This is a genomic window from Devosia sp. GW821-FHT12F11 (assembly GCF_058806655.1).
The window spans coordinates 126,912-146,506 of the sequence record NZ_JBXAPX010000001.1; the positions used below are offsets into that span (position 1 = coordinate 126,912).

Below are 19,595 nucleotides of genomic sequence, written 5' to 3' on the forward strand. Positions count from 1 at the left end.
CCAGCAAAAATGGCCGGCAGAACTCTGTACGATAAGATCTGGGACGATCACCTTGTTTCCAACAACGAGGATGGGACCAGCCTTATTTACATTGATCGCCACCTGGTCCACGAGGTGACGAGCCCGCAGGCTTTCGAGGGTCTGCGCATGAACGGCCGCAAGGTCCGGGCGCCCGAGCGTACCCTCGCCGTGGTCGATCATAACGTCCCCACCACCGACCGTTCGCTGCCCAATCCCGACCCGGAAAGCGCCATCCAGATTGCCGCGCTCGCGGAGAACACCAAGGATTTCGGCATCGAGTACTACGATCCCTTCGACAAGCGTCAGGGCATCGTGCACATCGTCGGCCCGGAACAGGGCTTCACCCTCCCCGGCATGACCATCGTCTGCGGCGACAGCCATACCTCGACGCATGGCGCGTTCGGGGCGCTGGCGCACGGCATCGGCACGTCGGAAGTCGAGCACGTGCTCGCCACCCAGACGCTGATCCAGCAGAAGGCCAAGAACATGCTGGTGCGTGTCGATGGCCAGCTGCCTGAAGGCGTCACCGCCAAGGACATCATCCTCGCCATCATCGGCGAGATCGGCACGGCCGGCGGCACCGGCCACGTCATCGAGTTCGCCGGCGAAGCCATCCGCGCGCTGTCGATGGAAGGCCGCATGACGGTCTGCAACATGACCATCGAGGGCGGTGCCCGCGCCGGCCTGATTGCTCCCGACGAGAAGACCCTCGAGTACGTGAAGGGCCGTCCGCGCGCTCCCAAGGGCGCCGCCTACGACCACGCCGTCGAGTACTGGAAGACCCTCTACTCCGACGCCGACGCGCATTACGACAAGGTGGTGATCCTTGACGCCGCAAAACTCCCGCCGATCGTCTCCTGGGGCTCTAGCCCCGAAGACGTGATTTCGGTCAATGGCGTCGTCCCCAACCCCGATGATATCCAGGACGCCAACAAGCGCGCGTCCAAGTGGCGGGCGCTCGAGTATATGGGCCTCGAGCCGGGCACCAAGATCACCGACATCACCGTCGAGCGCGTCTTCCTCGGCTCATGCACCAATGGCCGCATCGAGGATCTCCGCGCTGCTGCCAAGGTGGTGGCCGGCCGGAAGGTCGCCGACGGCGTCAACGCCATGGTGGTGCCGGGTTCGGGCCTCGTGAAGGAGCAGGCGGAAGCCGAAGGTCTCGACAAGATCTTCAAGGATGCCGGTTTCGAGTGGCGCGAGCCGGGTTGCTCGATGTGCCTTGCCATGAACCCCGACAAGCTGAAGCCGCACGAGCGCTGTGCCTCGACCTCGAACCGCAACTTCGAGGGCCGTCAGGGCTTCAAGGGCCGCACCCACCTGGTCTCGCCGGCCATGGCGGCAGCCGCGGCGGTCACCGGCCACTTCGTCGACATTCGCGAGTGGCAGTAAGCCCCAATCCGTGGACGGAGCGCGCTGCTCCGTCCCTCGACGATTTCGAGCAGATCGCGGCAGCGGCTTTCGAGGCGCTGCCAAGAGAGTTCAAGGCGCTGGCCGGCAACGTCCCCTGCATGGTCGCCGAATTCCCTGATGAAGAAACGATCGTCGAGATGGAGCTCGAATCCGAGTTCGACATTCTCGGCCTGTTTCGCGGCATCGGCCTGCCGCAGGGCGGCGCGACGCCGCAGACCGGGCAACTGCCCAATCAGGTCTGGCTCTACCGCCGTCCCATCCTCGATTACTGGGCCGAAAGCGAAACTCTGGAAACGCTGGGCGAGATCATCACCCACGTGCTGGTACACGAGATCGGCCACCATTTCGGTTTTTCCGACGACGACATGGAAGCCATCGAGGCGGCGGCGGAACGAGAGAGCTGAGGCACTTTACGTGTCATTCGGCACCGGCCCTGTGCCAACCGCCCGACGAAGTGACGCCAGTACGCGGAACTGACACTCGGCAAGTCCCCAAACTCGGTGTCATCCCTGCGAAAGCAGGGACCCAACTCACAGCCCGCGCAGGTGGATAGATGGGTCCCTGCTTTCGCAGGGATGACAGCCGGTAGGTGAGCCACGACCACAGCTCAGCGCACGTGCACAAACAGGGCCCGCGGCGGACCAACCCTAGTCCCGCTGATTCCCATCCCGCGGCACGAACTCATAATAGTCGTCCAGCACGCCCGGCCGCTCATCCTCGACCAGGAGGCCGTATTTCTGGCTGTCGAAATGCTCGAACCACTCGTCCCAGGCGACGAGATCGAGTCCGCCGGGACGATCGCCATACTGGTTCTCGCCGGCGTTCAGCGCCTGCTGGTCGAACAGGATCCTCAGCACCGGCGGGCCACCGATGCCCGTTGCGCGATCTTCCATCGCCGGGTTACCCGAGCGCGCCGCCGCCCAGAGCCGGATATCCTCGTGCTTGGTGAGGACCTGAGTCATTTCGATGCCTTTCTGGTCTTCTTACGAACCATCAGTTTAGCTGGAAAACGTCCATACCTTAAGTGGTCGCGGCGTCGTCCGGTTCCAAGTGCCGATCGCCGTCGAGCGCCCTGTTCGGACTTGGCTTTGCCGCTCCGCTGGCTCAAACTTGCGACGGCGCGCCGCGGCGTTGCCGGTTTGCTGTTAACCAGTTCTTTCTGAGCCACCCCTACTGTCATTCCATCATCAGGGACGCAATTGCAGGGCATGGCCGGAGCGAGCTTCATCCTCGCCATCAATCTATTCATTGCAGCGCTGTTCGCGCTGGCATTCTTCCTGGTTGGCGTATCCAACCGGGCGGACAAGGTCGCGCCGTTCTTCTCGCTCGCCTACGTGTTCGGCATCTTCTACATCGCGTCTGAGTTCATCCTGCCGCTGCAGGACCATCCGCAACTCGCCTACACTGCCGGTTTCGCCTTCTTCCACGGCGCCGTCACCGCGGTCACCCTCGGAGTTGCCCGCCGCTACCGGCCGAAACTGCCCTGGGCCGGCATCGCCGCCATTGCCGCGAGCTCGATCGTCGCCAACTGGTTCGGCTACACCCTGCCGCACGATACGGTCGAGCGAAACCTCATCTACCAGGCGCCCTACGCGCTGCTGCAGGCCGCCGCCGCCTGGATCATCTTTGCCTCACGCCGGCGTCAGCCCATCGATATCGGACTCATCGCCATGTTTGCGCTGAGCGCGCTGCAATTTCTGTCGAAGCCCTTTGCGGCGCTGGTGCTGGGCGGCTCGGGCGACACCACCGCCACCTACCTCGCCACCACCTACGCGCTCTATTCGCAGTCGCTCGGCGCCATCCTGCAGGTGGCGACCGGGCTGCTGATGCTGATGCTGCTGGTGCGCGACATGCTGGTGGAGATCACCGCCCGCTCCGAGACCGATCCGCTGTCCTCGGTATACAACCGCCGGGGTTTCGAGGAGCGCGCCGCCTCCGGCTTGCTGCTGCCCAGCCTGCCGGCGACCCTGGTGCTGGCCGACCTCGATGCCTTCAAGTCGATCAACGACAGTTACGGCCACGACATCGGCGATCAGGTGATCGTCGCCTTCGCCGCGCTGCTGCGCGATACCGCTCCGCCCAAGGCGGTGGTCGGCCGCATGGGCGGCGAGGAATTCGCGGTCTTCGTTCCCGGAGCCAACCTGGCGATCGCCCGCCTGCTGGCGGAAACGCTGCGAGCCGGCTTTGCCACTCTCTCGGTGCCGGGCCTGCCGCCATTCGTGCGTTGCACCGCCAGCTTCGGCGTCGCCGAGCGACTCGCGGGCGAAGGCCTCTCCGGGCTGCGCCGCCGCGCCGATGCGGCGCTCTACACTGCCAAGCGCGATGGTCGCGACCGGGTCGCCGTTGCCGCCGATCCGGACGCAGACGCCATGCCGGCGCATCCGCTGGCCGGCACGTCGCTCGCCAGGTCTGCCTGACCGTTCTCTAGTTCAGATCACGCCGCTCGACGAACTCGAACGCCGTCTTGTCGCTCACCCGCAATGCCAGGTGCTGTCGATCGAGCTCCGCCAGCCATGCCGTCCATGAGCAGGGGCTCATGCCGTCATCCTGGCTCGGCGTCTCGGTCGGCACCGCAGGCCGCGCGAAATTTAGCGCCAGCCGCGCCCGCACCCGTCCGTTCGGATCGGGGATCTGGCGCAGTGCCGGCTGCCCGTGGCGCGCCGTCACCCAGTTCTGGATATCGCGATGTTCGATGAGTGTGTGGGTATTCATCCTGGCCTCCCCTCAGATGCCCTAAACGTAATCCCCCAACGCCGGCCTGACGGTTCAGTTCCGCCTGTCTCCGACCCCTCGCCATTCGTTGAATATCGCAGGTTGCGGCAGCATCGGCAGCCGATCTTCCTGCCGCTCTACGGGCAGCAGCGTATTGACTTGGCCAAGCGCCTGATCGCGCTTTGAAGACGCACGTCCCTCAACTTCCCGAGGCGTCAGCCCCGAGCCCGCCGCAGTACTTTTTCCACACGTGTCCGCTTCGCGCTGGCCTCAATTCCACCCAGCCGCGCCTCCAGCAGGCGCACGAACGCCGCCCGCTGCGCCGCGTCGATCACCGGCAGTGCCTGCTCGGCATACATCGGGAACTGGTTCGGCGCCGCTCCCTCGAGCCGCTCCAGCAAGATCGGCAGTGCTTTTGCGCCATGCCCGGCGGCGGCAAGCTTTATGAGGATCGCCACTGCCTTGTCCTTGGCGATCACCGAACCCTTGTCGGCCGCCGCGATGATCTTGGGCAGCTCGGCCAGCACCGCGTCGGGCTGCAACGCGGTGATGGTCTCGATCGCCTGCAGGGCGCCCCAGACATTGCGGTTGTTCTTGCCGCCCAGCAGCGTCAGGAACGCCTCTGCATGTGGCGCCACCAATTCTGGCTGCCGCTCGCCCAGTTCGTACAGCACCTTGATGGCGTCGTTGGAGGTTGCGGTCGAACCGGTGGCGAGGGCGACGGCCAGCTCGGCGACGGCGGCGGCATCCGGCTTTGCCGCCAGCGCCTCCGCCAGCTCGATATTCGGCTGCTCGTCGTTGCGCCCGAGCGCCGAGGCGAGTCTGCCGAGAACGCTCATGCGCCGATCGCGGTGTCGAGCGCCAGGGTGATCATCTCCCGAAGCGACGACTGCCGATCCTCGGCGCTGAGTTCGGCATGGGTGATCAGGCAATCGGTCATCGTGCAGATGGCCAGCGCCTTGCGGTCGAACCGCGCCGCGAGCGTGTAGAGCGCCGCCGCTTCCATCTCGACCCCGAGGATGCCGTGCGCCGGCAACCGGCCATAGCCGGTGAGGCCGGGCTCGATGTGATAGAAGATGTCGGACGAGAGCATATTGCCGACGTGGTAGCGCATCCCCGCCTTCTCGGCCCGCTCGACACTGTCGCGCAACAGCCCGAAATCGGCGATCGGCGCGAAGTTGAACGGCGTGAAGGCGTCGCGGACGATCGCCGAATCCGTCGTCGCCCCCTGCGCGATGACCAGGTCGCGGACCTTCACCTTGGCGTTGAGCCCGCCGCAGGTGCCCACCCGGATCAGCTTCTGCAGGCCGTAGACGTTGATCAGTTCGTGCACATAGATCGACAGCGACGCCTGCCCCATGCCGGTCGCCTGCACCGAGACGGGCTTGCCCTTCCACGTGCCGGTATAGCCGAGGCAGTTACGCACCGAGTTCACCAGCCTCGCATCCTCGAAGAAGGTCTCGGCAATCCACTTGGCGCGCAGCGGGTCGCCGGGCAGCAGCACGGCTTCGGCATAGTCACCGGGCTTGGCGTGATTGTGCGGGGTCATTTCGGCCTCTCATATGATCGTGTTGGCGCCACCAAACCCTTTGCAGATGACAGAGGCAACCCCTATATGTCCCGCGCATTCAACCCCCTTATTGGGAGCCTCATATGGTCGCGAAAATCTTCATCGACGGCGAAGCCGGTACCACGGGTCTGCAGATCCGGGAGCGCCTCGCCGGCCGCCGCGACCTCGAGGTGATCTCCATCGCTCACGACAAGCGCAAGGATCTGGAGGAGCGTAAGCGCCTGCTGAATCTGGCCGATGTGGCGATTCTCTGCCTGCCCGACGACGCCGCCAAGGAGAGCGTGTCGCTGATCGAGAATGACACCACCAAGGTGATCGACGCCTCGACCGCGCACCGCATCGCCGAGGGCTGGGCCTATGGCTTTGCCGAGATGGACAAGGCGCAGTCCGCCGCCATCGCCAATGCCACGCGGGTCGGCAACCCCGGCTGCTGGCCGCAGGGCGCCATCGCGACGCTGCGGCCGCTGGTCGAGGCGGGCCTCGTGCCGGCCGATTTTCCGGTCTCCGTCAACGGCATCTCCGGCTATTCCGGCGGCGGCCGCACCATGATCGAGGATTATGAGCAGCAGGGCGAGGACGCCAACGAGTTCGCGCTCTACGGCCTCACCTTCAAGCACAAGCACCTGCCAGAGCTGCAGAAATACGCCAAACTCCAGCATGTGCCGCTGTTCCAGCCCGCCGTCGGCAACTTCCGGCAGGGGATGATCACTGCCGTGCCGCTGCAGCTGTGGAGTCTGGCCAAGGTGCCGACCGGCGCGGAACTTCACGCCGCCATCGCCGACCATTTTGCGGCGATCCCGCAAAGCTTCGTCGACGTTGCGTCGCTGTCCGAGCTCGAGCGCAGCCCCGAGCTGAACCCCGAGCTCTACAACGACACCAACCGCATGCGCCTGCACGTCTTTGCCAATGATGCGAAGGCCCAGGCGCTGCTGGTTGCGGTCTACGACAATCTCGGCAAGGGCGCGTCCGGCGCAGCCGTGCAGAACCTCAACCTGATGCTCGGCGTCGCCGCGGACACCAGCTTGGCGGCTTGATTAACCTGCGGGTCCTCGGGCCCGCATGGCCACCTCACCCACCGGATGTCATCCCGGCGAAAGCCGGGAGCCACTGCTCGGACCGCTGGTCGCATGCGGACCGTGCCGGTCCATCATGGCAAGGTCAGAGAGTGTGTGCCCGTGGAACCGGCGGTGCACTGGGTCCCGACTTTCGTCGGGATGACGGCCGGTGAGGTGGCGCCAGGGTGCCACGTCGTAGTGAGCCCTAGATCTGCAGCCCACGCAGCAGTTTCGGCCCGCTGCGGTCGAGCCCGGCGGCGCGGGCGATCAACAGGTCCTTGACCGGCGGCAGGCGGTCGACCACGCCCATGCCGAAATCGCGCAGCGCCCGCACCGGCGCAACGTCGTTCGAGAACAGCCGCACCATCCCGTCGGTCACCATCGCCATCAGCGCGGTATCGAAGCGCCGCCAGTGCTGGTAGCGCTCGAGCACATCGGCGGCGCCATGGTCCTGCCCGAGCCGCATCGCATCGATTACCACTTCGGCCAGCGCCGCGACGTCCTTCAGCCCCAGGTTCAGCCCCTGCCCGGCCACCGGATGCACCACATGCGCCGCGTCGCCGATCAGCGCCAACCGTGGTGCCACGAAGCTCCTGGCGATCTGCAAGCGCAGCGGAAAGGCCTGCAGCCCCTCCTCGAGCGTCACCCGCCCAAGGCTCGAACCCATCACTGCCTCGATCTCGGCGGCGATCGCCTCCTGCGGCCAGCCCTTGAGTTCGGCGGCCCGTTCGGTCGTCTCGGTCCACACCAGCGATGAGCGCCGGCCGGGCAGCGGCAGGCTGGCGAATGGGCCGGCCGGCCGGAAATGTTCGTAAGCCGTGCCTTCATGGTCGAGTTCGTGCGTGATGGTGGTGACCAGCCCGGATTGCCGGTAGTCGTGCAAGATCACCTCGATCCCGGCCATCCGCCTGAGCGCCGATTGCGCCCCGTCCGAGGCGATCACCAGCGGTGCGGTGATGGTTCGGCCGTCGGCAAGGCTAAGCCGCGCCATGCCGGGGTCGGCGGCAAAGCCGGTGATCTCGACCGGCGCGATGATCTCGACGCCCTCGCCCAGCGCCCCGAGCAGCGTCTCGGCCACCAGCTGGTTGGGCACCAGGTGCGCGAACGGCTCGCCCGGCGCCACATCACCCATGAAGCTCAGGAACAGCGGCCGCGAAATATCGCCGGTGCCGGAATCGGTGATCTTCATCTGCCGGACCGGCTCGGCCCCGATCGCCATCGCCGTCCACACGCCCAGCTCGACGAAGATGCGGCGCACCCCCGCGGCGATGGCCGAGGCGCGCTGATCCTTGGGCACCGAGAACGGTCGGCGGTCGAGCAGCGCGACGCGTAAGCCCTTCATCGAGCGGCTCAGCGCCAGCGCCATGGTGAGGCCCACCGGCCCGCCGCCCACGATCACGATGTCAAAGCTATCTGCCATAGGAGAACTCCGCTTTGCCGCTATGTCGACCTTCCCGCAGCGCTGCGCAAGGCGATGCTTTGCCGCGCCGCACTGCTGCACAAAGTGTCAGCAGCTCGATCGATTCTGCCCAAATTCTGCGCACAAGCCTTGGGCAGAACCGGTCACTGCACCGCCGCTAGGCAGCCAGCGCCCGTCTTTCCTTAATAGAATCATAAGGTTGGCGATTGCGGCCGCAGTTTGGCACGCGACTTGAGTCTGTTTGAGCCGATTGGAGACCGTCCAACACGTATCGAAAGGGGCATCCATGAAGCTGGTGATCGCAATCATCAAACCGTCGCGCCTGGAGGAGGTCCGCCAGGCCCTCAACTCGCTCGACGTCCACGGCATGACCGTGACCGAAGTCAAAGGCTATGGCCGGCAGAAGGGCCATTCCGAAATCTACCGCGGCACCGAGTATGCGGTGCACTTCCTGCCCAAGCTCAAGATCGAGATCGCTGTCGACGACGCCCAGTCCGACGCCATCGTCTCGGCCATCCGCGAGAGTGCCCAGACGGGCCGCATCGGTGACGGCAAGATCTTCGTGCTCGACCTGTTGGCCGTCACCCGCATCCGCACCGGCGAAACCGGCGCGGCCGCGCTCTGATGCCGCTACCCTCTGGAGAAACCCCAATGACAGACTTGAAGATGTCAAAAGTCCTGGGAGCTGCGGCACTGGCCTCGCTGGCTCTCGCCTTGCCGGCCTTCGCGCAGGACGCCGCGGCGCCGGCCGCTGAAGTCGTCCCGATCATCGACAAGGGCGACACCGCCTGGATGCTGGTCTCGACCATGGTCGTCTTCGTGATGATCGTGCCGGGCCTCGCCCTGTTCTACGGCGGCCTGGTCCGCGCCAAGAACGTACTGTCCATCCTCAGCCAGGTGCTCGCCGGCGTCGCGCTCATCGCCCTGCTCTGGGTGGCCTACGGCTACTCGCTCGCCTTCGGCGGCAGCGAAGGCGGCCTCTCCGCCATCATCGGCGACTTCTCCAAGTTCTTCCTCTCGGGGGTGACGATCGAATCGACCGCCGCCACCTTCTCGGCCGGCTTCCAGCTGCCCGAACTGGTGTTCGTGGTGTTCCAGCTCACCTTCGCCTGCATCACCTCCACCCTCATCGTCGGCGGCATCGCCGAGCGCATGAAGTTCGGCGCCGTGATGCTGTTCCTGGCGATCTGGTTCACCTTCTCCTACCTGCCGATCGCCCACATGGTCTGGGCCGGCACCGGGTACCTGTTCGGCCTGGGCGCTTATGACTTCGCCGGCGGCACCGTGGTGCACATCAATTCCGGTGTGGCCGCACTCGTCGCCGCCATCGTCCTCGGGCCGCGCACCGGCTTCCTCAAGGAACCGATCCCGCCGCACAACCTGACCTTCGTCTTCATCGGCGCGGGCCTGCTGTGGTTCGGCTGGTTCGGCTTCAATGCCGGCTCGAACCTCGAAGCCAACGGCCTCACCGCCCAGGCCTTCCTCAACACCATCACTGCCCCGGCCGCCGCGGCCCTGGCGTGGGGTCTGGCTGAGAAGTTCACCCGCGGTCATGCCTCGCTGCTCGGCTTCGCTTCGGGCGCCGTCGCCGGTCTCGTTGCGATCACCCCGGCCGCCGGCTTTGCCGGCACCATCGGGGCGATCGTCCTCGGCGCCATCGCCGGTGTAGTCTGCCTGTGGGCCGTCGTGACGCTGAAGCCGATGTTCAAGTACGACGACTCGCTCGACGTGTTCGGCATCCATGGCGTCGGCGGCATCGTCGGCGCGCTGGGCACCGCGTTCGTCGCCAGCCCGACCTTCGGTGGTTACCCGCTGGCCGGCTACGAGATGTGGAGCCAGTTCGTCAAGCAGCTGACCGGCGTCGGTATCGCCATCGTCTGGTCGGCCGTGGTGGCGCTCATCGCGATGTTCATCGTCAAGGCAGTGTTCGGCGGCGCCCGCGTCACCGAGTCGGCCGAGAGCGATGGCCTCGATCTGTCGAGCCACGGCGAGCGCGCCTACAACTAACGGGAGCGTCGTCCACCTGGACCACCAGATGGCGCGCAGCGGATCTCCTCCCCCGCTGCGCGCCTGACCCCCGGAGAGCCGGGTTGCGGCTCGGCTCTCCGACCCGGAAACAGGCTGCGGCCCGGTTCCCAACCCGCTGATCGCGGCGTGCAGCTCACGTACCTCTTGGCTCGCCACAGAGGCTTCCCACTCGCAAACCGCGTGGGCTGCACACCCCGGTCAACGGCACCCGGGCCCGGAAACGGGACCGCCACCCGCCCCGCCAGGCGATGCCGCACTGCTCAGTTTCTGGGCAGTGCCGGGCCGTTGACCGCCCAAATCTTGAGCACTTCGCCGCCTGCGAAGCAGCCTGACTGTGCCCGGCAACATAACCTACTGAAACCGCTGCACTCTTTCCGCCCGCTGAACTGGCACGCGGCTTGATTGCTGTGCCCTCGAATTAGCCCGGATGCGAGCCGGGTTTTGTTTGGGAGGCTTCAATGGCTGAGTCCGCTGGGCTCGACGTATTTTTTGTGCTGGTGGGCGCGATCCTGGTGTTCGCCATGCATGGCGGTTTCGCCTTCCTCGAACTGGGGACGGTGCGCGGCAAGAACCAGGTCAATGCGCTGGTCAAGATCCTGGTCGACTTCGCCTTCTCGACCCTGGCCTATTTCGTCATCGGCTATTCCATCGCCTATGGCGTCACCTTCTTCCACAATGCCGCGACGCTCTCGGGCGGCGGTGCGGGCTTCGCGCCGCAGGGCTTCAGCCTGGTAAAGTTCTTCTTCCTCGCCACCTTCGCCGCGGCGGTACCTGCCATCATTTCCGGCGGCATCGCCGAACGCGCCAAGTTCTGGCCGCAGGTGATCGCCGCCGCGGTGATCGTCGGGCTGATCTATCCGTTCTCCGAGGGCATCGTCTGGAACGCCAATTACGGTATCCAGGCCTGGCTCGAAGCGAGCTTCGGCGCCCGCTTCCACGATTTCGCCGGCTCGATCCAGGTGCATGCGCTGGGCGGCTGGCTGGCGCTTGCCGCGGTGCTGCGCATGGGCGCCCGGGTCGGCCGCTACGGCCCGAACGGCCGGCCGTTCGCCCCGTCCTCGATCCCGTGGCTGGCGCTCGGCACCTGGCTGCTCTGCATCGGCTGGTTCGGCTTCAACGTCATGTCGGCCCAGTCGGTGGCCGGCGTCTCCGGGCTCGTCGCCATCAACTCGCTGATGGCCATGGTCGGCGGCATCATCGCCGCCGTGGTGATCGGCCGGAACGATCCGGGCTTCACCCATAACGGCGCACTGGCCGGGCTCGTCGCGGTCTGCGCCGGCTCCGACCTCTACCATCCGCTGGCGGCGCTCGCCGTCGGCGCCGTAGCGGGCGTGATCTTCGTCAAGGGTTTCACCCTTACCCAGGAGAAGCTCAAGATCGACGACGTGCTCGGCGTCTGGCCATTGCACGGCCTCTGCGGCCTGTGGGGCGGCATCGCCGCCGGCATTTTCGGGCTCGAGGCGCTGGGCGGCATGGGCGGGGTGTCGTTCGTCACCCAACTGGTCGGCTCGCTCGCCGTCTCCGCCTATGCCTTCGCCGCCGGCTACGTGCTGTACTGGCTGTCCAGCCGCGTCGCGCCGGTGCGCCTCAGCGACGAACAGCAGCGGCGCGGCGCCGACTTGTCGATCCACTCGATCGGCGCCGAACCCGAGTTCTGAGCCTTTGGGAACAGCTCCTTCCGCCCCGCGTTAATTGGGGTGGAAGGAGAGCTCTCATGTCCTTCAAGGACGCAAAGTTCATCGATTTTCCGGCGATCGCCGTGATCATCGCGATCATCCTCGTGCCCGCCGCTGTTGCGCTCCTGGTCTAGCGGGTTCCGCGAATGGCATGCACCAGCGTTGTGGTTGGGCCCAATCTGGACCTACCCACCGGCTGTCATCGCGGGGAGTTCAGCCATCGAGATTTTTGAGTTCGCCCCGGGGCGCTCCCGACTCCCGTCCCGCTTGCCGCGATCGAAAAACCTCTCTATGAGTGACTTCCTTCGGCCAGCCATAGGGAGGCGCGACATGACAGCATTCCGACCTCGCCTCGCAGGGCTCACCTCCGGATTTCACCGTTAGGTCGCCCGCGGTCCGCCCTTAGGACCATCGCTTGCTAGCCGCCGGACTCTCCGGCTCTTTTCCAGTTTTGCTCTTTTCCGGGACCGGATGGCCGCCTTGTGCGGCGTCCGGACGAACGACATGGCTTCTTCCAAGAAAACTCAGCGCGGCCAGGCCTATGGCAAGGTGCTCGGCTTCGCCGCCGGACACTGGCGCCGGCAGCCCAGGCGCGTTGCCCTCATCATGGGCCTGTTCTTCATCGAGACCGTCGCCGACATCCTGACCCCATTCTTTGCCGGCCGGCTGGTCGAAGCAGTGGCCAGTGGCGCTGCCACCAATGAGATCGCCTGGAACGGGGCGATGACCGCCTTTTTCGTCATCGTGGCGCTCGGCGCGGCCTCGGTGCTGGTGCGTCAGCTCGCCTTCCAGACCATCATCGCGCTCACCTTGCGCATGATGAGCGATATTGCCCAGAACGCCTTCCACCGTGTGCAGCGCTTTTCGTCGGATTGGCATGCCAATTCCTTTGCCGGCTCGACCGTGCGCAAGATCACCCGCGGCATGTGGGCGCTCGACAGCCTCAACGACGTGATCCTGATGGCGCTGCTGCCTTCGCTGGTGATGCTGATCGGCACCACGGTGATGCTGAGCCTGTTCTGGCCGGTGATGGGCCTCGTCATCGGCGTCGGCTCGCTCATCTACATCACTGTCACCGTCAGCCTCTCGACCCTCTGGGTCGCGCCGGCGGCGAGCCTTGCCAATGCCTGGGATACCCGCATGGGCGGCGCGCTGGCCGACGCGGTGAGCTGCAATATCGTGGTCAAGGGTTTTGGCGCCGAGGACCGCGAGGAAGCCCGCCTCGGCCACGTCGTCGACAAGTGGCGCAAGCGCACCTCGCGCACTTGGAACCGCGGCACGCTCAACGGCACCATCCAGAACACCATGCTCTGGGTGCTGCGCTGCGCCATTATCGGCTCGGGCCTGCTGCTCTGGCAGAGCGGCGCCGCCACAGCCGGTGACGTCACCTTCGTCATCACCACCTTCCTGGTGCTGCAAGGGTACCTGCGCGATATCGGCCAGCACGTCCGCAACCTGCAGCGGGCCGTCAACGACATGGAAGAACTGGTGGCGCTCGACGACCAGAAGCTCGGCATCGAGGACAAGCCCGGCGCCAGGCCGATGGCGGTCAAAGCCGGCGCCATCGACTTCGAGCATGTCGACTTCCACTACGGCGTGCATCTGAAGCCGCTCTATCGCCAGCTCGACGTGCACATCGCGCCAGGCGAGAAGGTCGGCCTCGTCGGCCATTCCGGCTCGGGCAAGACCACCTTCGTCAAACTGATCCAGCGCCTGCACGACGTCAGCGGTGGCCGTATCGTCATCGACGGCATCGACATCCGCGACGTGCAGCAGGCCTCGCTGCGCCAGCAGATCGCCATCGTGCAGCAGGAGCCGGTGCTGTTCCACCGCTCGCTGGCCGAGAACATCGCCTATGGCCGGCCCGGCGCCACCCGGGCCCAGATCGAGGAGGCGGCAAAACTCGCCAACGCCCACGACTTCATTGCCAAACTGCCCAAGGGCTACGAGACGCTGGTCGGCGAACGCGGCATCAAGCTCTCGGGCGGCGAGCGCCAGCGTGTCGCCATTGCCCGCGCCTTCCTGTCCGATGCGCGCGTGCTGATCCTCGACGAGGCGACCTCCAGCCTCGACAGCGAGAGCGAGCTGCTGATCCAGCAAGCGATGGAGCGGCTGATGGTCGGCCGCACCACCATCGTCATCGCCCACCGCCTCTCGACCGTGCGGGCGCTCGATCGCCTGCTGGTGTTCGACGGCGGCAAGGTGGTCGAGGAAGGCACGCACGAACAGTTGGTGAAGCGCGACGGCGGCATTTATCGCCGGCTGTTCGAGCGTCAGGCGCTCGAGTTGATCAAGGGGCTCGAGGCGGCGGAGTAGCCGTAAAGCATGACCAGGATCGGTGCGCGACAGCCATTGTCCTGCATGCGGTACCCCTCGCGTCGGTGTGGCTGTCAGACGGCTGGCGGGGGTGGGCGGAGCATCGAGCTCTACCTGGAGAGACGGCCCCCTCCCATCCTCCCCCATAAAGGGGGAGGTGCCCGCCAGTGCGTCTGGCACGATCGAAGACAGAGCCTCGACTCTTCACCTCCCCCTTTATGGGGGAGGCCGGGAGGGGGCCGTCTCTATCAGTCGGGAGCACCCTTCCAATCCATCGTCAAATAACGATATAAGCCCTCATGGCTTCCCTTCCCCTCTCCATCCTCGACCTCGCTCCCGTTTCCGAAGGCACCTCGACGCCGGACGCGCTGCGCAACATCATCAGCCTCGCCAAGCTCGGCGACGAGCTCGGCTTCACGCGGCTGTGGTATGCCGAGCATCACGGTATGCCCTCGATCGCCTCGTCCTCGCCGGAAGTGCTGATCGCCACCGCCGCGGCCAACACCTCGCGCATCCGCGTCGGCTCCGGCGGCGTCATGCTGCCCAACCACGTGCCGCTGCGGGTGGTCGAGACCTATCGCACCCTCAATGGCCTCAACCCCGGCCGCATCGACCTCGGCATCGGCCGCGCCGGCGGCAGCGATGGCCGCACCCTGCAGGCGCTGCGCTCCGTCGGTGGCGAGTACTTTGCCCAGGAACTGGCCGAGATGCTGGCCTTCGAGGAAGCCAATTTCGCCCCCGACCACCCGTTCCACCAGGTGATGGTGGTGCCCGAGCGAGTGGACCTGCCGCCGGTTTATCTGCTCGGTTCGAGCGGCGCGAGCGCCCAGGCGGCCGGACAGCTCGGTGTCGGCTATTCCTTCGCCGCCCATTTCAGCGCCACCCCGGCCGGCCCGGCCTTCGCCGCCTATCGCGCGGCGTTTACCCCCACCGATGCGTTTCCCAAGCCGCATGCCATCATCGCCGTTTCGGCGCTGGTCGCGCCGACCGATGAGGAAGCGCAGTTCCTTGCACGCTCGCAGGAGCTGATGTGGGCGCTGTTCCATTCGGGCCAGGTGCGGAAGCTCGTTTCGCCCGAGCAAGCGGCGGCACACCAGTACAGCCCGCACGAGACCCGCATCATCGAGGGCCAGCGCCCGCTGTGGATCGTCGGCTCGCCGTCGACGGTGAAAGCGGCGATCGAGAAGAAGGTCGAAGAGTCCGGCGCCGACGAGGTGATGGTCACCACCACCATGTACGACTACGAGCTCAGGCTCCGCTCGTTCCGCCTGCTGGCGGAGGCGTTCGGGCTGAACTGATCGTCTGTAGTGGACCCAGCGAACATCACGCGTGCTGCTCACCCCACCCCATCCCTCCCCGTCAAGGGGAGGGTGTCCGCCGGTAATTGTGGTTGGAATCAGCCACAAGCTCGATGCTCACCTCCCCCTTGACGGGGGAGGCAAGCGAAGCTTGGGAGCGTAGCGACCTAGCGCAGCTCGGAGGGGGGTGCCGGGGCCACGGCGTCTCCGAGGAGCCGTTCAAGCCGCCAGCGCTTCCCGCGGCATGGCGTAGAGCGACGCCGGCTGGAACAGCATCTTCACGTAGTTGCGCGCCATCAGCATCTGCTCGGGCAGCACTGAGGGGTCGCCGAGCGACTTGCTCATGATGATACCGCCATCGATGGCACAGGTGATGTTGCGCGCAATGCGGCCAGCGTCCAGGGGTTCGCGCAGCGGATAGACCGCGACGATCTTCTCGACCATGGTCCGGAAGAAGGCATTCCAGTCCTCTACGATCGAGTTGACCATGGCGCGAACCTCGCGATTGAACAGCTGGTCCTGGTAGCTCATCGTCGCGACGAGACAGCCCGGATGCCCGCCGGGCATCGCCGCCATGTGCTCGGCGAACAGCGTCAGCCCGATCAGCAGCCGCTGCAGCGGATCGTCGCTTAGCTCCGCTGCCCGGCCGAAGATCTCGTCGACCAGTTGTTCGAGACGGCCGCGGTAACGCGACAGCAGTCCGCGCGCCAGCTCGTTCTTGTCGTGGAAATGATAGAAGAAGCCGGATTTGGTGATCCCTGCCTCGGCGATGATCTCGTCGATCGAGGTGGCGCCAAACCCCTTGGCGAGCACACCCGCTTCGGCGATGTCGAGGATGCGTTCGCGCGTCTCATTGCCTTTGCGCATGCTGGTCCCTCCAGAAAACTGTACCGCCGGTGCGGTTCCGGGGTCGATCGACCCTAGCCGACATTTTGTCCCAACCGCTGACCGACGGGCTACGGCGTTGGTGCCGCTTGGTAATTTCGGCGCGGCGCGAACCGCACCAAACGCTCGCTATCCTCTCACCCGCAGTCATCATATGTTTTGTGGAAAGCGGGGCGCGCTGAGGAATACGACGATGACGACCATCGACCTGGACGAGAGCCCGCTGGCCATACGCCACAATGCCGATGCCGGCTTCATCCGACGCCTGCTGCACCGCTGGATGCAGCGGAAGCGAGAACGCGCCACGCTGATTGGCCTCAGCCGGATGCAGCCGCATCTGCTGCGCGACATGGGGATCGAGCCCGGCGACATCTTCGACGCGCTCGACGGCAAGCGGAGTTCCGTGCTGTTCAACCCGATGCGGAAGCCTGACCATCGCTAACCCCTGACTGCCCGCCACGCAGCGATGATGGCATCGGCCGAAAGGTCGATGTCCGCTTCGGTCGTGGCGCCTGAGGTGACCGAGATCCGCATCACCCAATCGCCATGCCAGGCCGCGCCGCCGGCAAAGCACACGCCGCCTGCCTGCACGCCAGCGATCACCGCTTCGGTCAGTGCCTTGCGCGTTGCCGCGTCGCCCGCGCCGAAGTCGACGATCAGCTGGTTGATGGTGACCTCGTTACGGAGATTGATGCCCGGCTCGGCGCTGAGCCGTTCGGCCATCCGCCGGGTCAGCGCACAGTGCCGTTCCACCAGCTCCGCCACGCCCTGCCGGCCCAGCGTCTTCAGCATCGCCCAGACCGGCGTGCCGCGGGCCCGGCGCGACAGTTCCGGCACGAACGCCGAGGGCACCCGGTCGGTCGGGCTGATGGTCGGCAGGTAGCTTGCCCATTGCGTCATGGCGCGCTGATGCGCCTCGCGGTCACGCACGATGGCAAAGCCGGAATCATACGGCACCTGCAGCCATTTGTGCCCGTCGGTGACCCAGGAATCCGCCGCCTCGATGCCCGTGGTCAGGTGCTTGAGCGATGGCGTGGTGCGGGCCCAGAGCCCGAACGCTCCATCGACATGCACCCAGGCGCCGGCGGCGTGGGCGATCGGGATGATGTCGTCGAACCGGTCATAGGCGCCGGTATTGATCTGCCCGGCCTGCGCGATGACGATCTTCGGGCCGCTCAGCCCCCGCAGCGCGGCATCGAGCGCCGCAACGCTCATCCGGCCCTGCCCGTCGGTGGCGACCCGGATCAGCCGGCGATAGCCGAAGCCGATCAGCTGCAGCGCCGAGAACATCGAGGAATGCGCGTCGTCGCCGATCAGCACATGCACCGGCGGCGCGCCGAACAGGCCATCGGCATCCGGGTCCCAGCCGGCATCGAGCAGCACCCGGGTGCGCGCCGCGGCAAGCCCCACGGCGCCAGCGACAGTGGCCCCGGTGGTGAAGCCGATCGAGCTTTGACGCGGCAGGTCGAGGATGTCGAGCAGCCAGCGCTCGGCCACCTCTTCCATCGCGGCGGCCGCCGGAGTCGGGGTGTGGTAGCCGGCATTCTGCCCCCAGGCGCTGACCAGCCAGTCGGCGGCGACGCCAGCCGGATGCGAGGCGCCCATCACCCAGCCGAAAAAGCGCGGTCCGGTGATCGGCATCAGCCCACCCTCGCTGCGCCGGACCAGCTCCTCGAGCACCTCGAGCGGCGCGGCGCCCTGTTCGGGCACCGGCTCGAGCAGCCGGTCGCGCATCTCAGCATAGCTATGGTCCGGGCGGCCGGCATGTTCGTTGAGCGAGGCGCGATAATCGACGGCATGGTCGACGGCGCGATTCAGCAATGTGCGTATGTCGTAAGTCATAATATGACCTCCCCGATGTGCCGGAGAGATCATAGCGCACCTGAAGCCCAGATGAACGAAGGCCCGGCACCCCTGGGACACCGGGCCTTTGCAAATGAGTACGTCGGCTGTTACGCGGCGAGCTTCTTGAGGATCGCGGCGCCCATCTCTTCGGTGCCGACGGTCTTGCGGTTGTCCTGCGCGATGTCACCGGTGCGCAGGCCATCGGCCAGCACGCTCGAAATCGCCGCCTCGAGCCGATCGGCCAGCGCCACCAGGTTGAACGAGTAGCGCAGCGCCATGGCGAACGAGGCCAGCATGGCGATCGGGTTGGCGACACCCTTGCCGGCAATGTCCGGCGCCGAGCCATGCACGGGCTCGTACAGCGCCTTGCGCTTGCCGGTCGCCGCGTCGGGCGCACCCAGCGAAGCCGAGGGCAGCATGCCGAGCGAGCCGGTGAGCATCGCCGCCGCGTCCGACAGGATATCGCCGAACAGGTTGTCGGTGACCATCACGTCGAACTGCTTGGGGTTGCGCACCAGCTGCATCGCCGCGTTGTCGGCGAGGATGTGGTGGAATTCGACATCCGGATAGTCCTTGGCCACCGCCTGCGCGACTTCGTCCCACAGCACGCCCGACTTCATGACGTTCTTCTTGTCGGCCGAGTGCACCTTGTTCTTGCGGGTGCGGGCGAGGTCCATGGCGACGCGGACGATCCGGTCGATCTCGTAGGTCTCGTAGACCTGCGTATCGATGGCGCGCTTCTGCCCATTACCGAGATCGGTGATGGTCTTGGGCTCGCCGAAATAGACGCCGCCGGTCAGCTCGCGCACGATCAGGATGTCGAGGCCCTCGACCAGCTCGCGCTTCAGCGACGAGGCATCGGCCAGCGCCGGATAGCAGATCGCCGGACGGAGGTTGGCGAACAGCTTCAGGTCCTTGCGGAGGCGGAGCAGGCCCGCTTCCGGACGCTTCTCATAAGGCACCTTGTCCCATTTCGGTCCGCCAACCGCGCCGAAGATCACTGCATCGGCGGCGAGCGCCTTCTGCATATCCTCTTCCGAGATCGCCTCGCCATGCGCGTCATAGGCGCAACCACCCACGAGGCCCGAATCGAAGGTGAAATCCGTCTCGCCCTGGCTGTTGAGCCAGGCGATCACCTTCTCGACCTCCTTCATGATCTCGGTGCCGATGCCGTCGCCGGGGAGAAGGAAGAGTTTCTGGGCCATGGGTGATCCCTCTATTGCAGGATGATGCTGGCGCGGGACTTATCGCTACTTGCCCCACGCCTGCAAGGCCGACGAACGCCTAAACCGCCTTGAGCAGGATTGCGTTTCATTGAATCGCACTCCTGCTCAAAGTCCTTGTTTTGTCGCGAGA

Annotated in this window: 18 protein-coding genes; 10 read left to right on the top strand and 8 right to left on the bottom strand. The window is 65.9% G+C overall.

Annotated elements, in window-relative coordinates:
* Positions 1-9: 9 nt before the first annotated feature.
* Together leuC and AC1ROK_RS00670 are read left to right on the top strand one after the other, a co-directional pair.
* Positions 10-1,413, top strand: coding sequence for a 3-isopropylmalate dehydratase large subunit (leuC, locus tag AC1ROK_RS00665; RefSeq protein WP_492842825.1), 1,404 nt, complete (start codon positions 10-12; stop codon positions 1,411-1,413).
* The gene (locus AC1ROK_RS00670) at positions 1,404-1,838 is read left to right on the top strand and encodes a metallopeptidase family protein (RefSeq protein WP_492842827.1); all 435 of its coding nucleotides are present in this window, start codon (positions 1,404-1,406) and stop codon (positions 1,836-1,838) included. Before leuC ends, AC1ROK_RS00670 begins: the two co-directional genes overlap by 10 nt.
* Positions 1,839-2,081: 243 nt before the next feature.
* Here the strand turns inward: AC1ROK_RS00670 and AC1ROK_RS00675 are convergent, their stop codons facing one another.
* Positions 2,082-2,396, bottom strand: a complete 315-nt coding sequence (locus tag AC1ROK_RS00675; RefSeq protein WP_492842829.1) for a hypothetical protein — start codon at positions 2,394-2,396, stop codon at positions 2,082-2,084.
* A 246-nt stretch (positions 2,397-2,642) separates the two neighbouring features.
* On the opposite strand from AC1ROK_RS00675, the gene AC1ROK_RS00680 reads away from it, so the two are divergent.
* Positions 2,643-3,851, top strand: coding sequence for a GGDEF domain-containing protein (locus AC1ROK_RS00680; protein ID WP_492844647.1), 1,209 nt, complete (start codon positions 2,643-2,645; stop codon positions 3,849-3,851).
* 7 nt (positions 3,852-3,858) lie between these two features.
* On the opposite strand, the gene AC1ROK_RS00685 is transcribed toward AC1ROK_RS00680, so the two are convergent.
* The 3 genes from AC1ROK_RS00685 to deoD all read right to left on the bottom strand — a co-directional run bounded on the left by AC1ROK_RS00685 (position 3,859) and on the right by deoD (position 5,695).
* Positions 3,859-4,146 (bottom strand): hypothetical protein, encoded by a 288-nt coding sequence (locus tag AC1ROK_RS00685; RefSeq protein WP_492842831.1) that lies wholly within the window; start codon positions 4,144-4,146, stop codon positions 3,859-3,861.
* A 215-nt stretch (positions 4,147-4,361) separates the two neighbouring features.
* Entirely contained in the window at positions 4,362-4,985 is a 624-nt protein-coding gene (locus tag AC1ROK_RS00690) for a hypothetical protein (protein ID WP_492842833.1), read from the bottom strand.
* Positions 4,982-5,695 (bottom strand): purine-nucleoside phosphorylase, encoded by a 714-nt coding sequence (deoD, locus tag AC1ROK_RS00695; protein ID WP_492842835.1) that lies wholly within the window; start codon positions 5,693-5,695, stop codon positions 4,982-4,984. The genes AC1ROK_RS00690 and deoD overlap by 4 nt, the downstream gene beginning before the upstream one ends.
* Positions 5,696-5,799: 104 nt before the next feature.
* On the opposite strand from deoD, the gene argC reads away from it, so the two are divergent.
* A complete protein-coding gene (argC, locus tag AC1ROK_RS00700; protein ID WP_492842837.1) occupies positions 5,800-6,750 on the top strand; it encodes an N-acetyl-gamma-glutamyl-phosphate reductase in 951 nt (316 codons plus the stop codon).
* Between the two features lie 226 nt (positions 6,751-6,976).
* Here argC and AC1ROK_RS00705 read toward each other — a convergent pair whose 3' ends face one another.
* On the bottom strand, positions 6,977-8,191 hold the full coding sequence (locus AC1ROK_RS00705; RefSeq protein WP_492842839.1) for an FAD-dependent oxidoreductase: 1,215 nt from the start codon (positions 8,189-8,191) through the stop codon (positions 6,977-6,979).
* 286 nt (positions 8,192-8,477) lie between these two features.
* Here AC1ROK_RS00705 and AC1ROK_RS00710 point away from each other — a divergent pair, with 286 nt between their 5' ends.
* The 5 genes from AC1ROK_RS00710 to AC1ROK_RS00730 all read left to right on the top strand — a co-directional run bounded on the left by AC1ROK_RS00710 (position 8,478) and on the right by AC1ROK_RS00730 (position 15,509).
* Complete coding sequence (locus tag AC1ROK_RS00710) at positions 8,478-8,816, top strand: P-II family nitrogen regulator (RefSeq protein WP_055046886.1); 339 nt, start codon at positions 8,478-8,480, stop codon at positions 8,814-8,816.
* A 26-nt stretch (positions 8,817-8,842) separates the two neighbouring features.
* Positions 8,843-10,198 carry an ammonium transporter gene (locus AC1ROK_RS00715; protein ID WP_492842841.1) on the top strand — a complete coding sequence of 452 codons (1,356 nt, stop codon included), beginning with the start codon at positions 8,843-8,845 and terminating at the stop codon, positions 10,196-10,198.
* Between the two features lie 479 nt (positions 10,199-10,677).
* Complete coding sequence (locus AC1ROK_RS00720; protein WP_492842843.1) at positions 10,678-11,877, top strand: ammonium transporter; 1,200 nt, start codon at positions 10,678-10,680, stop codon at positions 11,875-11,877.
* A 522-nt stretch (positions 11,878-12,399) separates the two neighbouring features.
* Positions 12,400-14,211 carry an ABC transporter ATP-binding protein gene (locus AC1ROK_RS00725; RefSeq protein ID WP_492842845.1) on the top strand — a complete coding sequence of 604 codons (1,812 nt, stop codon included), beginning with the start codon at positions 12,400-12,402 and terminating at the stop codon, positions 14,209-14,211.
* A 299-nt stretch (positions 14,212-14,510) separates the two neighbouring features.
* The gene (locus AC1ROK_RS00730) at positions 14,511-15,509 is read left to right on the top strand and encodes an LLM class flavin-dependent oxidoreductase (RefSeq protein WP_492842847.1); all 999 of its coding nucleotides are present in this window, start codon (positions 14,511-14,513) and stop codon (positions 15,507-15,509) included.
* 219 nt (positions 15,510-15,728) lie between these two features.
* Here the strand turns inward: AC1ROK_RS00730 and AC1ROK_RS00735 are convergent, their stop codons facing one another.
* Positions 15,729-16,376, bottom strand: coding sequence for a TetR/AcrR family transcriptional regulator (locus tag AC1ROK_RS00735; RefSeq protein WP_492842849.1), 648 nt, complete (start codon positions 16,374-16,376; stop codon positions 15,729-15,731).
* 211 nt (positions 16,377-16,587) lie between these two features.
* Here AC1ROK_RS00735 and AC1ROK_RS00740 point away from each other — a divergent pair, with 211 nt between their 5' ends.
* Entirely contained in the window at positions 16,588-16,836 is a 249-nt protein-coding gene (locus AC1ROK_RS00740) for a YjiS-like domain-containing protein (RefSeq protein WP_492842851.1), read from the top strand.
* On the opposite strand, the gene AC1ROK_RS00745 is transcribed toward AC1ROK_RS00740, so the two are convergent.
* Together AC1ROK_RS00745 and leuB are read right to left on the bottom strand one after the other, a co-directional pair.
* Positions 16,833-18,236 (bottom strand): pyridoxal phosphate-dependent decarboxylase family protein, encoded by a 1,404-nt coding sequence (locus AC1ROK_RS00745; RefSeq protein WP_492842853.1) that lies wholly within the window; start codon positions 18,234-18,236, stop codon positions 16,833-16,835. The genes AC1ROK_RS00740 and AC1ROK_RS00745 overlap by 4 nt on opposite strands.
* A gap of 110 nt (positions 18,237-18,346) precedes the next feature.
* Positions 18,347-19,444: a 3-isopropylmalate dehydrogenase gene (gene leuB, locus AC1ROK_RS00750; RefSeq protein WP_492842855.1), complete on the bottom strand. Its 1,098-nt coding sequence runs from the start codon at positions 19,442-19,444 to the stop codon at positions 18,347-18,349.
* Between the last annotated feature and the right edge of the window lie 151 nt (positions 19,445-19,595).